Source organism: Methylomonas defluvii, assembly GCF_033949435.1.
Lineage (GTDB): Bacteria > Pseudomonadota > Gammaproteobacteria > Methylococcales > Methylomonadaceae > Methylomonas > Methylomonas defluvii.
Genome location: NZ_JAXARY010000009.1, coordinates 60,656 through 76,482, shown reverse-complemented (window position 1 = coordinate 76,482; position 15,827 = coordinate 60,656). Strand labels below are relative to the sequence as shown.

Sequence of the window (15,827 nt, the reverse complement as noted above, 5' to 3'; positions counted from 1 at the left end):
TGGATCAATGATTCAAATGCGCGGCCAACCAACGTTCGGCCACTTCAAGCTTTAGGCCTTTACGCCGCGCGTAGTCTTCTAACTGGTCCTGATCTATCTTGCCGACATTGAAATACTGCGAATCCGGATGCGAGAAATACCAGCCGCTAACCGCCGCAGTCGGATACATTGCAAAGTTTTCGGTCAGTTCTATCGTCGTATTTTCCGTCACGTTGAGCAATTCAAACAGCTTGGCCTTTTCAGTGTGGTCCGGGCAAGCCGGATAGCCGGGAGCCGGACGGATGCCTTGATAGGCTTCTTCGATCAATGCGTGATTGTCGTAATTTTCCTCTTCGGCATAGCCCCAGTATTCGCGGCGTACGGCTTGATGCATGTATTCCGCAAACGCTTCGGCCAGCCGGTCGGCCAGAGCTTTCAGCATGATGGCGCTGTAGTCGTCGTGATCTTTCTCGAATTCGGCTAACTTGGTTTCGATGCCGATACCGGACGTGACCGCAAAGCCGCCCAGATAATCGGCAATACCGCTACCTACCGGGGCGATGAAATCGGACAAACAGTAGTTGGGCCGGCCCGGCGCCTTGACATTTTGCTGACGCAAATGATGCAGCTTTTCGCGTGGCTGGCTGCGACTGTCGTCGGTGTACAACACGATGTCATCGCCATCGCTGTTGGCTGGGAAGAAACCTATGACGGCCTTGGCTGTCAGCCATTGTTCGCGAATCAAGTGTTTCAACATCTCTTGCGCATCTTCGAACAATTTAGTCGCTTCGACACCAACCACATGGTCGCTAAGAATGGCCGGATAGCTGCCGGACAATTCCCACGTTTGGAAGAACGGCGTCCAGTCGATATACCAAACCAGCGTATCCAGCGGGAAATTATCGATGACTTTGGTGCCGAGAAATTTAGGCTTAACCGGCAGATGGCTGGCGTAATCGAATTTGTTAAGCCGGGCTTTTTCCAGATTATGCTGCGGATTCTTGGCGTGCCGCCCCTTGTGGCGTTCACGTACCACTTCATACTCGGCACGGGTTTTCTCGACAAAATCAGCTTTTAACTCGTCGCTGAGCAGGGAGCTGACCACGCCGACACTGCGCGATGCATCCGTAACATAAACGGTCGGCGATTGATAGTGCGGTTCGATTTTCACGGCGGTATGGGCGCGCGAAGTCGTCGCACCGCCTATCATCAATGGGATGGTAAAACCCTGGCGCTGCATTTCCTTGGCGACATGCACCATTTCATCCAGCGAGGGTGTGATCAAACCGCTGAGGCCGATTACATCGACGTTTTGCTCGCGGGCGGTTTTCAAAATAGTTTCGGCTGGCACCATCACGCCCAAATCGATGACTTCATAATTGTTGCATTGCAACACCACGCCGACGATGTTTTTGCCAATGTCGTGCACATCGCCTTTCACGGTGGCCATCAGCACTTTACCGTTGGTTTGCCGCTCGCTACCGTCAATTTCGGCATCCATGAACGGCATCAAATACGCCACGGCTTTTTTCATGACCCGCGCCGATTTGACCACTTGCGGCAGAAACATCTTGCCTTCGCCGAACAAGTCGCCAACCACATTCATGCCGTCCATCAAAGGCCCTTCGATGACGTGCAACGGTTTTTCTGCTTCCAGCCTTGCCGCTTCGGAATCTTCTTCAATGTAATCGGCAATGCCTTTCACCAGCGCATGTTCCAGGCGCTTGCTGACCGGCCATTCACGCCATTCCAAGGTTTCCTGTTTCGCTGTCTGGCCGCTACCACGATATTTCTCGGCGATTTCCAGCAGCTTTTCGGTGCCTTCCGGGGTGCGATTCAAAATCACGTCTTCGACGGCATTGCACAGTTCTTCCGGAATATCGGCGTAAATCGCCAACTGGCCGGCGTTGACGATACCCATGTCCATACCGGCATGCACCGCGTGATACAGGAACACCGCATGGATCGCTTCGCGCACCGGATTGTTGCCGCGGAACGAGAAAGACACGTTGGAGACGCCGCCGGAAATCAAGGCATGCGGCAAGGTCTGCTTGATGATACGGGTGGCTTCGATGAAATCGACACCGTAGTTGTTGTGTTCCTCGATGCCAGTGGCGACCGCGAAAATGTTGGGGTCGAAGATGATGTCTTCTGGCGGGAAGCCGATTTGTTCGGTCAATATTTTGTAGGCGCGGGTGCAGATTTCCACCTTGCGCGCCATCGTGTCGGCCTGGCCTTGTTCGTCGAAGGCCATCACGATCACGGCAGCGCCATAACGGCGCACCAGCTTGGCGTGTTCGATGAACAGTTCTTCGCCTTCCTTGATCGAAATCGAGTTGACGACGCCCTTGCCTTGGATGCATTTCAGGCCGGCTTCCAGAATCTCCCATTTTGAGGAGTCCAGCATGATCGGTACTTTGGCAATATCCGGCTCGGCGGCCAGCAGATTCAAAAAGCGCACCATCGCCGCTTTCGAATCCAGCATGCCTTCGTCCATGTTGATGTCGATAATCTGCGCGCCGTTTTCGACCTGTTGCTTGGCCACTTCCAGGGCTTCTTCGTAACGTTCTTCGACGATCATTTTCTTGAAGATCGCCGAACCGGTAACGTTGGTACGTTCGCCGACGTTCACGAACAAAGTTTCCGGACCGATGCTCATCGCTTCCAGGCCGGCCAGGTGACAGCGTTTTTCCAACTCGGGTATCTTACGCGGCGGATATTTTTCCAGCGCGGCAACGATGGCGCGGATGGTGTCCGGTGAAGTGCCGCAGCAACCGCCGATGATATTCAAATAGCCGCTGGCGGCCCAGTCAGCCAATTCGGCGGCCATCATTTCCGGGGTTTCGTCGTATTCGCCGAATTCGTTGGGCAGGCCAGCGTTCGGGTGGGCGGAAACGTAGGTGTCGGCGATGTTGGATAATTCTTCAATGTATTGGCGCAGTTCCTGCGCACCGAGCGCGCAGTTGAAGCCGATCGAGACGGGTTGCACGTGTTTCAACGAATACCAGAACGCGGCGGCGGTTTGACCTGAAAGCGTGCGGCCGGAGGCGTCGGTAATGGTGCCGGAAATCATTACCGGCAGTTTGTAACCTAGTTTGTCGAAAGTCTGTTCGACCGCGAAAATCGCCGCTTTGGCGTTCAGCGTATCGAACACCGTTTCGATCAGGATGATGTCGGCGCCGCCGTCGATCAAGCCTTGAGTGGCTTCGCTGTAGGCGCTTACCAAATCGTCGAACGTGATGTTACGGAAGCCGGGATCGTTGACATCCGGCGACATTGATGACGTGCGATTGGTGGGGCCCAAGACGCCGGCGACGAAACGCGGCTTGTCCGGCGTTAACGCGCTGACTTCGTTGGCCGCCTGTTTAGCGACGCGGGCCGAAGCTACGTTGATCTCGTAAGCCAGGTCTTCCATCCGATAATCGGCCATCGCGATACGGGTGGAATTGAAGGTATTGGTTTCCAGAATATCCGAGCCGGCATCCAGATAGGCGCGATGAATCGCCTTGATTACCTCGGGCTGGGTAATCGATAATAAATCGTTGTTGCCCTTAAGATCGACAGACCAGTCGGCAAAGCGTACGCCGCGATAATCCTTCTCCTCCAGTTTGTAGCTCTGAATCATGGTGCCCATCGCACCGTCCAGAAACAAAATCCGTTGAGATAATAACTGGTGTAATCTTTGTGTGCTGTTCATACTGCCTGAGGGTCGTAAGGGTGAATATCGGTGGGCTAGTCCGCTTTATTATCAAACCAAATTTTGAGGGAAATCATGTCTAAACCCAGTCTATTGCATGTCATAAAAAGCGTGTTTGCCGCCGTGATCGGCGTGCAAAGCAATAAGAATAGAGAGCTTGATTTTCAGCACGGCTCTTTGCCTGCCTATATTGTCGTCGGGCTGATTGCGACTGTGCTGTTTATTTTAACGATAGTCAGCATTGTATCCGCAGTTACCGGCGGCTGAGGAATTTCGACGGTAACGAAGCCCAAGCGGCCTTGGGCTTCGGAGCCAGCCAAGTTGGTTAGTTGCTGGAGGTTTTGAAGCTGTTTTTGATGCTGACAAACAACTCTTTGATACCGCTGAACAGGTTGGCTGGTGTCAACGCTTGTTTCAAAATAAACTGACAGCGAATTAGAGCGACAGCCAACACACCGGCAAACGGCGGTAGTAATTCGAAGAAAACCGGCATGAACCAGCCGCCGGCGCCTTCCTGGGTTTTTCTATCGCCGACGCTGGTCAAGTCGCGATCATATTCGCCGCCGACATCTTTACCGTCTAAGCCGTCGATGATCATAATGTTGATGTTGTAGAACAACACCTGAATGACCAAGAACACTATGGCACAGCCGGCAACCCACATCAGCACATTACCCGTTTTGGCTTTTATCAGGGTTTGATATACCCAGATTGCCGTCAAAATCATTATTACGCCACCAATCATCTCTATTCCCCTTGTTGAAACTGTTTTTATAATTCTCAAAATTCAGGTTGAGAAAGCATACTACCATAATCCACCTGGATGGCAATTGCGGTCGGATGTTTCCGCGATAGCCATGAATCGCTTGACTTTGAAGGTGGCTAAAGTAACATATGAAGCTCGACCGCCAAAGACATGGCAAATTTTATAACAACTAACTAAAGGTAGGAGGCACCCATGGGAGCGATCTTAGATTTAACAGAAATGCTGAAAGAACCGTCGGGCATGATTGGAGCGGTAGTTATCATCGCTGCAGGATACTTCTTTGTAAAATGGGTTTTTGCTGAGCCTAAAGACGAAGAGTAAGCAACACCCCCTCGCTTACAAAGCTTTTCTGGAAAAAGCGGCTACGGATAGATCCCGTAGCCGCTTTTTTTTTGCCTGACGCATACCATTTTCAAATCCCTTATAATCTGTGGACTTTTAGCCTGCCGACCCGCCATGTACAAACTGTTAGTTCAGAAAGTCAATGCTCTTTATTCTAAAAAAGTACCCGCTACCGGCGTAGGCCTTTTCAGGCTTTTGTTTGGGGTGGTGACACTGCAGGAAGTTTTTTTTCTGCTGTATTTCAACCACTTGATATTCGACCCCATCCCGTTCATGGATGTCGAATTTCCGATGATTCCGTTCTTCCTTTGGCTATGGGCCGCGGTGGCGTTTTGTCTGGCCATCGGTTACCGCTGCCAGGCGGCCAGTGTTGCTAACTACATTTTTTGGCTGCTATTCGTTAATTTCACGCCTATGCAGCGCGATTTCGACGGCGGCTTCGATTTGTTCATGATCGGCGCCAATTTCTTTCTGATCTTCATGCCTATGGACCAAGCCTTTTCTATTGATGGCCTTAGGAAAAAATTGCTGCGCCCCTTCACGCATTATTCTCAATACCAAGCTCCGGAAGTGTCTGCACTGACTTATTATCTACCGGTCGCGATTTGTCTGGGCTTTTTGTATTTCGATTCCGCGATACACAAGATGTTTGCCGAGCATTGGCGCAACGGCTTGGGTGCTTGGTTGCCGTCTTCGATTCCGTATTACATGTCCGCGCTGGATTTGTCCTGGCTGCTGAATATCGAGATTTTGCAAAAAATCATCGGCTACACCATCATCGCATTCCAGTTTACTTTCCTGTTGTTTTTTCATCGCCGCCAGCTCAGATGGCTGTACTTTCTGATCGGGATTTCCTTGCATTTGGGCATTACCCTGTCCTTCAATATTTACCCATTCGGAATGGGAATGCTGATTTTCTATGCCCTGGTAATGCCATTTGCCTGGTATAGAAAAATCGGGGCACTTCTACGGATCAAACAACCACTATTGACGGTGTTTTACGACCAACAATGCCCATTGTGCAATCGTACGGTTTTGACACTGAATCATTTCGACGTTTTGCGCGGCGTCGATTTCAAGCCCGCACAAGTGTTTGCAATCGATTATCCAGCTCTAGCCGAATTGGGCGAAAAGCAACTGCTGACCGATTTGTACGCGGTGGATGGCGATGGACGGGTTTATGCCGGCGTTGATACTTACGCGCAAATTTTAATCTCGATGCGCTACACCGCGATGATAGGTTGGGCCATGAAACTGCCGCTGCTTTATCAGTGGATATGCGGGCGCTACCGGGCGATTGCCGATTCGCGCACGCGATTGGCGTGCGATGTGAGCTGTCTGCCGGTATCAGTTGAAAACCTGCCGCCGAGTTTGTACGAGCGAATTTTCGAAGCGGAGCATGCCTTACCGGCCAGAAGTCGCGTACACAAAATCAGCAAAGTGTTGCTGGTGTTGATCTTGTTTCAGTTCAACAGCAGCTTTCACTATGGTTTGCTGTACCGCCTGCATGTCGATACCCGCCAGTCGCCGATAACCAGCATGCTGGCGGATATGAGCAACGCGGTCTTGATGATGTCTCACACATTTTTGGGCATCACCCCTCACGCGCTGTATCTTCACGACCATTTCGAAGGCTATGACCGCTTATTGGCTATTACCTATTTGGATGCCAACGGCGAAGAGCAATGGTTACCGTTTGTTAATCGGCAAGGCCGCCTGTTGGCGCCGAATTGGGGACGGGTGCATTCCATGTGGGCCAACATTGCGGTAACCCCAAATATCGACGAGCTCCGCTTGAAAAAATTCATCATGAAAGTCACGGCGTTCTGGGGAAAAAAGAGTGGTTTAGAGCTCGATAGCACGCAATTTATCGTCAAAATGAAGAGAATTCGAGCACCGTTTGTGTGGGAAAAAGATCTCAGGAACAGCAACTTGACCGGAGAATGGCAAGCAATAGGCTCCGCACAATGGACTGGAAAGGACATAAAGATCAACCTGCCGAAAGACATCGATATTTTGTAAACATCTAGGGTATTGCATACTCGGTTTTGTCATGCTATAAATTTTGCGTGCTTGAATTTGAGTACACACAAAAATAAAAACCTTTAAATCGGAGGATGTTATGAAAAAAGTATTTTCTGTCTTGGCTATGGTAATGATGATTGTAAGCTTGAGCGGTTGCATGGACGACCCTGACCAAGGCAACCCAAAACCAAAAGGCTATGGCTCACCCAACCAACAAGGTTCAGGGGTTAAATAATCCTAGCCCTGGCAGGATATTCCTTCCTGAGTAAGGCCCACCCTGTGGGCCTTATATTCCAGTTTTTTTTCCTCCAAACAGATTTAGTTTGCGCCACACTGGTTCGGCATGTTTAAATCTAGCTGTGCTTAATTTTTTGTTTAGATTCAGCACACGCAAAAATAAAAAACTTTTATTTGGAGGATGTTATGAAAAAAGTATTATCTCTTTTAGCTATGACCCTGATGATTGCTGGCCTGAGCGGTTGCATGGACGATCCAGATGCATCAAAACAAAAAGTTTCTAGCTCTACTTCTGTAGCGCTTTAATCTTTAAGCTTGAAGAAAAAGGCCCGCGAATGCGGGCCTTTTTTTTGCACCTTAAATTTTGGCCCTCTAATTCGAATTACCCTGCCATTCGTTCTGCATCGATTTCCAACATCGCTTTATTAATCCAGGCTTCGGCCTCTGCATTAATATCCTTCGATTTTTTATCAATGCTACTGATAACCGGCCCAATCTTGACCTTAATAACGCCCGGATATTTCAAAAAACTGTTGCGCGGCCAATATTCTCCTGCATTGTGCGCCAGCGGAATCACCGGAAAACCGGATTTTTGCGCCAGCATTGCACCGCCCGCATTAAATTTTTTATGCGCTCCCGGCGCCACTCGGGTTCCCTCCGGAAACACCACCACGAACAAACCTTCCTGCAAACGCTGAATCCCTTGATCGATCAACATTTTTAGCGCTTCTTTCTGATTTTGCCGATCTATCGCGATGGGTTTTAATGTCGCCAGCGCCCAGCCGCCAAACGGGATTTGCAGCAACGATTTTTTCAAAACCGCGGTTTGCGGGAAAATAAATTGCCGCAAAGCCACCGTTTCCCAGGCCGACTGATGTTTGCTGAGAATAATCGCCGCGCTATCGCGAGGAATGTTTTCCAGCCCTTCCACTTCATAACTTAGCCCGCAACATAACTTCAGCATAAACAGCAGGCAATCGATCCAAATATCGGCGATTTTATAGCGCATCGGAAACGGCAGAAAAAATCCGCCCAAAATCGCCACCCCGACAATCAGTGTCGAGAATACTATGTAAATGAACAACAATGTCGAGCCCAAATAGACTCTGAAATCAGCTTGTCGAGACGATGTGCGTGGCTGCGTCATAAAGATTATCGAAAATAGGAACGTTACGTTGTGGATTATTAAGGGCAGTTTTTTCGCCTTTCCCGGTTTTGACCAGAATAGCTTTGGCACCGGCCGATTCGGCGGCCTGAATATCGCGCAAGGAGTCACCAATCGCATAAGTCCGGCTCAAATCAGCTTGCGTATCGGCGGCAAAGCGCCGAAACAGTCCGTCCAGAGGTTTGCGGCAGTCACAAGTGTCGTTTGGGCCGTGAGGGCAAAAATAAATGGCTTCTATGTGTCCGTCGGCCTGGGACGCCAATTGCCGCATTTTGGCATGTATCGCCGCCAGCGTTGCCAAATCGAATAAGCCCCTGGCAATCCCCGACTGATTCGTAATCACCACGACTTTGTAGCCATGTCGATTTAACAGCGCAATGGCTTCCAGGCTGCCGGCCAGCGGCAGCCATTCTTCCGGTGATTTGATAAAATCGTCGGAATCGACATTGATGGTGCCGTCCCGATCCAGAATAACGTAACGCTCGGTCACGATTGCAGTTTGGAAATATCGGCGATTTTCAGGAATTGATTGGACAATTTGGCCAGCAATGCCAAACGGCTATTACGTAAAACTTCGTCGTCGGTATTCACCATCACATTATCGAAAAACGCATCGACGCTATCGCGCAATTGGGCCAAACGACTCAAAGCCAGCGGATAATTCTGTTCGGCCAACAACGGCAAAATGTCGGCTTCCGATTGCTCGGCTGCAGCCAACAAGTTTTTCTCGGCAGCCTCAACCAAAGTGCCAATGGTCTCCGTAGGCGCTTGATCCGATTTTTTCAGGATGTTGATAATACGTTTGTTCGCGGCCGCCAGACTTTCCGCTTCCGGCAAGGCTCTAAAGCTTTGCACGGCGCGAATACGCAACATGAAATCCAGTGGGCTGGTCGGATTGACCGCCAACACCGCTTCGAATTCGTGGCTGGTATAGCCTTGATCCAGACAATAGCCTTTTAGACGGTCAAATACAAAACCTATCACTTTTTGCCGGGTTTCGGCTTTATTAAAGCCGTGACTGAATTGATCCAGCGCGGCATCCAACAGCTCGACGACATCCAATGCAATACCGTTTTCGATCAGTACCCGCAAGATGCCCAGCGTGGCTCGACGCAAAGCATAAGGATCTTTATCGCCGGTTGGGATCAAGCCTGCGCTGAAAATACCGGCCAAAGTGTCGATTTTTTCCGCCAGCGCCAACGCCTGGCCGATTTGACCGCTCGGCGTCGGGCCGCCGGATTGTTTGGGATAATAATGTTCTTCCAAGGCTAAAGCCACGTCGGCATGTTCGCCGTCCGCAGCTGCGTAATAGCGGCCCATCGTGCCTTGCAGATTAGCGAATTCGCCGACCATATTGGTCATCAAATCGGTTTTGGCCAACAGCGCGGCGCGCTTGGCTAATTCAACATCGGCGCCTAACTTCCCGGCGATCAACGCCGCCAGATGCGCAACGCGCTCGGTTTTATCGAACAAGGTACCCAGGTCTTTTTGGAAAACGATGCTTTTCAGGCTCTCAATCCGATCGGCCAGCGATTGTTTTCTATCCTGTTTCCAGAAAAACTCGGCATCAACCAAACGCGGCAATACCACGCGCTCATTGCCTTGGCGGATGGAATCGGGGTTGGAGCTTTCGATATTAGCGAAAGTAATGAAATGCGGCAACAATCGGCCTGCAGCATTTTTGACCGGAAAATATTTCTGGTTGGCCTGCATGGTGGTGATCAACACCTCTTGCGGCAACTCCAGAAAACGCGCATCGAAATTACCCACGACCGGTACCGGCCATTCGTTTAGTGCCGCCACTTCTTCCAGCAAATCGTCTTCGATATGGGCAATCCCGCCAACATTGCTGGCCGCTTGATTGGCAGCATCGCGGATGATGGTCATGCGTTCTTCGAAATCGGCCAGCACCTTGCCGTGCTGTTTGAGGATGTCCAGATATTCGCGTGGACTACCGATGCTCAAATCCAATGGTGAATGAAAGCGGTGACCACGGGTGACGCGGCCGGTCGTGCGGCCGAGAATATCGGTAATCAGAATTTCAGAACCCAACAGCAAAACCGCCCAATGTACCGGCCGGGCAAATTCCGCATCGAAACTTCCCCAGCGCATGCGTTTGGCAATCGGTAAATTGGCCAGACTTTTGCGGATAATGTCAGGGATCAATTCTGCGGTTGCCTGACCTTTTACCGCCTGTTTGAAAATCAACCAAGAACCTTTGTCGGTTTCCAATTTTTCAAGTTGATCAAAGCTGGCGCCGCAACTGGCCGCAAAACCCAGTGCCGCCTTGCTCGGTGAACCGTCGGGACCATAAGCCGCCTGAATGGCCGGTCCGCGCTTCTCCACGACTTTATCAGCCTGAAAGGTTTGCAGATCGTCTATCAATACCGCCAAGCGGCGCGGCGTGGCATAGGCACGGGTTTGGTCGTAGCTCAAGCCGGCTTCTTGCAAGCCTGCCGAAATGTTGTCCAGCAAAGCCTGGCTGAGTTTTTTCAAAGACTTCGGCGGCAATTCCTCGCAGCCCAGTTCGAACAGTAAATTTTGTGTCATAGTCACAGCGTTTGCCTATATTGCAAGGTTTATAAATGTTGTAAATGTTCGAGGCAGGCATCGTAAGGATGCTGTTTTAAATAACTTAGCCAATTCGACAAACAGCTAAAGCTTTCGCGGGTTTTTAGGTCACGAAATAGATTTTTAAACTGTTGGTCGTGCTTGCTGGCGGCAGTTTTGGTTTGCTTTTTTAACGCGCTAAGTTCGCCCGGTAATTGATAGTTATTCAAATCGATATTGGCTGCGTTCGCTTCATCCAATAGCCATTGCTCAATCGGTGGATGCAGAATCAAATAATGATGTTTATACGGGTGTTTGTATAGTTTCAAGCCAAATTTTTCTGAAATTAGGTTCAATTCGTTTAAATAAGGCGTTTGTTTCTTATCATTATCCAATATGCCGACAGCAAAATTGTCTTTGAGGTTTTTACAGTTTTGCATTTTGCTCGTTACGGTACTGCAGCCTTTCTGGTGGTTATAGCCGAAAACAGGCTTCACCAAGATTTCCGTCAACATAGTATCCAGGTAGCACTCCGGCAAAATATGATTATCCATGTTGCGTGAATCGTTCGTAATTAAAAAACACGTCAATGCCGTAGTCGTAGACCTCGTTTAATTCGGTATCGGTCAAGCGGTTAATAACGGTTTGACCATCACGATAATCGACTATAAATACGGCTAAGTCCTCGCAGCTTTGCTCCAAAAACGCATTCAGCACATAAGGGCTATGGGTGGCGATAAAAAACTGATTGGTTTGTGCGGCAATCACTTCCTGAGTGATGTGGGCGATGTAGGGCAGAAAGCAGTGCGCTTCCGGTTCCTCAAATAACAGGATCGCATCGGTGTTAGAAGCAATTGCAGCTTTGAAAAATACAATCCGTTGCAGGGTGTCGGCGATTGAGGTAAATGGCAAAGAAACAACTGAATTGTCATCTATCTCTTTTATAATTCTTAATGTGTGATTGGTTTTGTCAAACAGTAACTTAAGGCGATACTCTTGAAATAGTTTAGATAGCTCTTTCTTTAATTGGCCTTTTTGCGCCACTTGAAATAAATTGATACCGCTCGGCGGTATTAGTTCTTTTAGTGAATGCTTATCAAAATAAAATGTGTTTGGAAACTTATAGTATCTAAAGTTTGATTCGCAAAATATCTGTTCGTGATATAAAACACTAAGCTCTTGATTGACTTCCAATGAGGTCTGTCCAGAATATGATGATCCCGAGCTTATGCTTATTGTGACCTGCTCTTTATGATCTATCTCTTCGAGTTTTATAGAAAGAGAGCTGTTTTTGTCTGTGTTAATCTCGATAGTGTTTTCGGTATTTCCGTCAAAGAACATTTCTTCCAAGCTGTCTAATTTGACAAATTGAGTAATTTTATCGTTTTGACTATATCGAATATAAGGTAGCGAAAATAACCCAATCGCCTCCAATATATTCGATTTACCGACATTGGGTTTTCCAATCAGCACATTAATTCGCTTGCAATCCGGCAATGTCACGTCTTTCAGCGACTTGAAATTACGAATTCTTACTGAATTGAAAAATACGCTCACGCTAAGTTCCGCTTAATTGCCGCACATCGGAAAGCCCAAACTTTCGCGCCGCGCGTAATAGGCTTCGGCGACCGATTTGGCCATGTTGCGTACCCGTAAAATGTAGCGTTGCCGCTCGGTGACCGAGATGGCGTGGCGAGCATCGAGCAGATTAAAGGAGTGGGACGCTTTTAACACCATTTCGTAAGCCGGCAGCGGCAGGTTTTTCTCCAGCAGCATCAGGCATTCACTCTCGTAGGTATCGAAGCATTGGAATAGGAAGTCGACATTGGCGTGATCGAAGTTGAACTCGGACATCTCGACTTCGTTTTGGTGAAACACGTCGCCATAGGTGACCACGCCTTGCGGGCCGCGGGTCCAAACCAAGTCGTACACGCTTTCCACGCCTTGCAGATACATAGCAATCCGTTCCAGGCCGTAAGTAATTTCGCCGCTTACCGGCCGGCATTCCAGGCCGCCGACTTGTTGAAAGTAGGTAAATTGGGTGACTTCCATGCCGTTCAACCACACTTCCCAGCCCAATCCCCAGGCACCCAGCGTTGGCGACTCCCAGTTGTCCTCCACAAAACGGATGTCGTGTTCCAGCAAATCCAGACCCAAATGCCGCAATGATCCCAGATACAATTCCTGGATATTGTCCGGCGACGGCTTCATGATTACCTGAAATTGGTAATAATGCTGCAAGCGGTTGGGATTTTCCCCGAAACGGCCGTCGGTCGGGCGCCGCGAAGGTTGTACGTAAGCGCTGTTCCAAGGCTCTGGACCAATGGCGCGCAAGAAGGTGGCGGGGTGGAAAGTGCCGGCACCGACTTCCTGATCCAAAGGCTGCAACAACACACAACCTTGATTCGACCAGTATTCCTGCAAGGTCAGAATCAAGCCCTGAAAAGTAGAGACATCGTTTTTGCTAATCGACACGTCGGGAGCCACTTGATAGATAAAAAATGAGTTTATTGTACCTGAAAAGTACTCGCTAGAGAGGCGCCAAGGGGGCTTTAAAGAATCCCGCTCAAGCCTGCTAACATCGCTCCAGGCAAGCAGAATCTGTGCGCTCTGGATCCCCACTAGCGTCCTCACAAGCCGGAATGCCATACCGACTTACTCAACCGCCAATAATAGTAGTTTTCCGTTGCAAGACATTCAGCCAATATTCCTTCTCCGCCAATAACCGGTTAAGATCAGCCCCAGAAAATAATAACTATAAAAAAATAAGAGGGTGGATTATGCAAAACCCCAGCCGGAATCTTCCGGGTTACAGGCCGCTAAAACGCCTGCGTACCGCGCTGGCTATTGCCCAAGGCGCCGGACTGTTGTCGACCTTGTTGCAAGAGCTGGAAATCACCGTCTCGCACGACCAGACCAAGCGCGTCACTTATATGACCGGCTTGTACTCGCGCATTCATCGCGAAATGTTTAGCGATTGGAAGGAGCAGCCCACCGTCACCCACCGCCCCGGCACGATGCCGGATGCCGATAAACGCAAACAGTTTCGCGTCGCCATCGAGCGCTTGGTGCTGGATGGGGACAGCAATGCCGATACGGCGATTTTCGATAACAATGGCTTTGTGATTCATAGCGAGGACATCGCCGAGCGACTGGCCAGCTTTTATCATTCCTTACGGATCATTCGGCCTTATGGCTACGGCAATCGGATGACGCTGGATTTTTTCATTACCGCGCTGGGTAACCTGCCGGCCTTCAAGGCCGTCTACGAACAAGGCATCGATTTTCGCCGCCTAACTGCCGAAGACGCTTTGATGCTGCACGATCATAATAGTCAACACCGGGCGCTGAGCCGCGCCTTTACGCACGCCCTTGATCCCAGGCGAATTAAAAGCCTGCACAACCAAGCCAACCGCTACGGCAAATGGCCGGAGAACAAACGCTTTCTATTAGGGATTCCGTTTCTGTCGCATACCACCAGCGACGGCATCGAATGCCTGATCACCGTGACGGGCGGTCTGGTGCCGCTGAGCAGTATTACCGCCGAGCAATTGATTGCCGGCCAGCATTTTGCCGACAATCCTTTGAGCGTGTCCGAGCACATCATCGGCTATCTGCCGGGTACTGAAGATTTGCGCGCCCCGAGCAAACTTGAGATCGACGCAATCCCGATTCGAGAAGACGGCGTTGCGCCCTTGTTCTGTTTGGACGTGAACATGCTCACCGGCTTGCGCTCCCCCAGCCAAGCCGAATTGATGGATTTATTGAAGCAATGCGCAGGCGAGCAAGCCAATCTATTTTTATTGGCGGACAACGAAGCCCTAAAACAAAAAATGCTGGTCGCCGCCCGTAACGAAGTGCGCTTGCGGCGCACCGTGGAAATTGCCTACGAGCGTTTAGCCAAGATCACCCGCATTTTGATCGCGGCCAGGGACGCGATTTTTGCCGGTAAAACCCCGGTGGACCAACCGCATTTTCTGATGAGCATGGGCGGCGCCGGTGCCGGCAAAACCGCGGTCGAGGAAATCGCCACGGCGCTGTGTGGCGACAATTTCGTGATCGCTTCCCTGGACGAATTCAGAAAGCTCAGCGATCTGTACCGTTTGCTGACCGCCGCCAATCATCATAGCGACGACTACGTATACGTCGAACCGTTCGCCAACCGCCTGCGCGACCTGGTAGCGCAACAGGCCCGCGAGCTGCGGATCAATATCCTCTACGACGGCACAGGTATTCCCTATTCGCCGCGCTATTCAACTGCAATTAAACAATTTCAAGCTGCCGGCTTTCGCACTCAGATTGCCGCGGTCGATGCCTTTTTAGTTAAGCCAATCGGGCGCGAGCTGGAATTGTCGCGTTCCGGTGTGATCGGCAGCGTCAAATCGCGCTTTGAAGCGACAGGCCGCGCCTTGCCCTGGGTGGTCACCATCGATAAACACATTCGTTCGCCGCAAGAGTTTCTAAATGCCCTTGAAGACACAGCGCTGGCAAAAATTTCGCTGTTTGCCAACGACGGTGAGCGGGATAAGCATTATTTGGTGGCGGAAAGTGTCTTGCTTAGCGATGCCGAGCTGGAGCAATTGCAACAGCAACAGTTGGCCGGCCACTTGGTCGGGCATCTACTTGAGTTTATCCACCGGCATCCGGATTCGGTGTTGAAAAGCCTGGCCGGCGATTGCGAAACCCGATTGACCGCGCTGATCGCCCGGAACCCGGACTTGAGCGAAGACAACGTCGGCTATTTAATCTACAAAGGCAGCGAAAGCAATCGGGTATTACTGGTTTACCATCTGCGGCGCTTGATCGATTTTATCGAGAAACGCCAGCTCAACCCCAATGCGTCCGGCGAGGACGGCCTGCTTCACAAACCGGTGGCGCTGGCATTTCATGTTGACCCGAATGCGAAAGACGCTTGGATTACCCGTTTGCAGGGCAGCGTCGAATGACTAAATAGATTCGCAAAATGTTGGGCCACGACCAATCAGATTCTGAAACGCGGTCCAGCAGATTTGCCGTTAGCCAATTTGCTTGCTACATTTCCAGCACTGATTAAATCCCCTAGCCCA

At 50.2% G+C, this 15,827-nt stretch carries 13 protein-coding genes; 5 read left to right on the top strand and 8 right to left on the bottom strand.

The annotated features are described in order from the left end of the window. Positions 1-4: 4 nt before the first annotated feature. On the bottom strand, positions 5-3,676 hold the full coding sequence (metH, locus tag QLH52_RS11235; protein WP_319961607.1) for a methionine synthase: 3,672 nt from the start codon (positions 3,674-3,676) through the stop codon (positions 5-7). A gap of 75 nt (positions 3,677-3,751) precedes the next feature. Here metH and QLH52_RS11230 point away from each other — a divergent pair, with 75 nt between their 5' ends. Then, positions 3,752-3,943, top strand: coding sequence for a DUF2970 domain-containing protein (locus tag QLH52_RS11230; protein ID WP_033156854.1), 192 nt, complete (start codon positions 3,752-3,754; stop codon positions 3,941-3,943). A 58-nt stretch (positions 3,944-4,001) separates the two neighbouring features. Here the strand turns inward: QLH52_RS11230 and QLH52_RS11225 are convergent, their stop codons facing one another. Beyond that, the gene (locus tag QLH52_RS11225) at positions 4,002-4,403 is read right to left on the bottom strand and encodes a hypothetical protein (RefSeq protein ID WP_084153294.1); all 402 of its coding nucleotides are present in this window, start codon (positions 4,401-4,403) and stop codon (positions 4,002-4,004) included. 231 nt (positions 4,404-4,634) lie between these two features. Between QLH52_RS11225 and QLH52_RS11220 the strand changes: the two genes are divergently transcribed. From QLH52_RS11220 to QLH52_RS11210, 3 genes are all read left to right on the top strand, one after another. Further along, positions 4,635-4,763 carry a hypothetical protein gene (locus QLH52_RS11220; RefSeq protein WP_255189959.1) on the top strand — a complete coding sequence of 43 codons (129 nt, stop codon included), beginning with the start codon at positions 4,635-4,637 and terminating at the stop codon, positions 4,761-4,763. A 135-nt stretch (positions 4,764-4,898) separates the two neighbouring features. Then, positions 4,899-6,806: a DCC1-like thiol-disulfide oxidoreductase family protein gene (locus QLH52_RS11215; protein ID WP_319961606.1), complete on the top strand. Its 1,908-nt coding sequence runs from the start codon at positions 4,899-4,901 to the stop codon at positions 6,804-6,806. Positions 6,807-6,906: 100 nt separating this feature from the next. Then, the gene (locus tag QLH52_RS11210; protein WP_165385996.1) at positions 6,907-7,044 is read left to right on the top strand and encodes a hypothetical protein; all 138 of its coding nucleotides are present in this window, start codon (positions 6,907-6,909) and stop codon (positions 7,042-7,044) included. Positions 7,045-7,428: 384 nt separating this feature from the next. Here the strand turns inward: QLH52_RS11210 and QLH52_RS11205 are convergent, their stop codons facing one another. The 6 genes from QLH52_RS11205 to glyQ are packed head-to-tail and all read right to left on the bottom strand — an operon-like array spanning position 7,429 to position 13,236. Continuing rightward, positions 7,429-8,193 carry a lysophospholipid acyltransferase family protein gene (locus QLH52_RS11205; protein WP_319961605.1) on the bottom strand — a complete coding sequence of 255 codons (765 nt, stop codon included), beginning with the start codon at positions 8,191-8,193 and terminating at the stop codon, positions 7,429-7,431. Next, positions 8,159-8,701, bottom strand: a complete 543-nt coding sequence (gene gmhB / locus QLH52_RS11200; RefSeq protein WP_319961604.1) for a D-glycero-beta-D-manno-heptose 1,7-bisphosphate 7-phosphatase — start codon at positions 8,699-8,701, stop codon at positions 8,159-8,161. The genes QLH52_RS11205 and gmhB overlap by 35 nt, the downstream gene beginning before the upstream one ends. Next, positions 8,698-10,767 carry a glycine--tRNA ligase subunit beta gene (glyS, locus tag QLH52_RS11195; RefSeq protein ID WP_319961603.1) on the bottom strand — a complete coding sequence of 690 codons (2,070 nt, stop codon included), beginning with the start codon at positions 10,765-10,767 and terminating at the stop codon, positions 8,698-8,700. Before glyS ends, gmhB begins: the two co-directional genes overlap by 4 nt. A 23-nt stretch (positions 10,768-10,790) precedes the next feature. After that, a complete protein-coding gene (locus QLH52_RS11190) occupies positions 10,791-11,315 on the bottom strand; it encodes a hypothetical protein (protein ID WP_319961602.1) in 525 nt (174 codons plus the stop codon). Further along, a complete protein-coding gene (locus tag QLH52_RS11185) occupies positions 11,308-12,318 on the bottom strand; it encodes an AAA family ATPase (RefSeq protein WP_319961601.1) in 1,011 nt (336 codons plus the stop codon). Before QLH52_RS11185 ends, QLH52_RS11190 begins: the two co-directional genes overlap by 8 nt. A 12-nt stretch (positions 12,319-12,330) precedes the next feature. Beyond that, positions 12,331-13,236 (bottom strand): glycine--tRNA ligase subunit alpha, encoded by a 906-nt coding sequence (gene glyQ / locus QLH52_RS11180; RefSeq protein ID WP_341850218.1) that lies wholly within the window; start codon positions 13,234-13,236, stop codon positions 12,331-12,333. Positions 13,237-13,541: 305 nt separating this feature from the next. Here glyQ and QLH52_RS11175 point away from each other — a divergent pair, with 305 nt between their 5' ends. Further along, on the top strand, positions 13,542-15,707 hold the full coding sequence (locus QLH52_RS11175) for a zeta toxin family protein (protein ID WP_319961600.1): 2,166 nt from the start codon (positions 13,542-13,544) through the stop codon (positions 15,705-15,707). Positions 15,708-15,827: the final 120 nt, after the last annotated feature.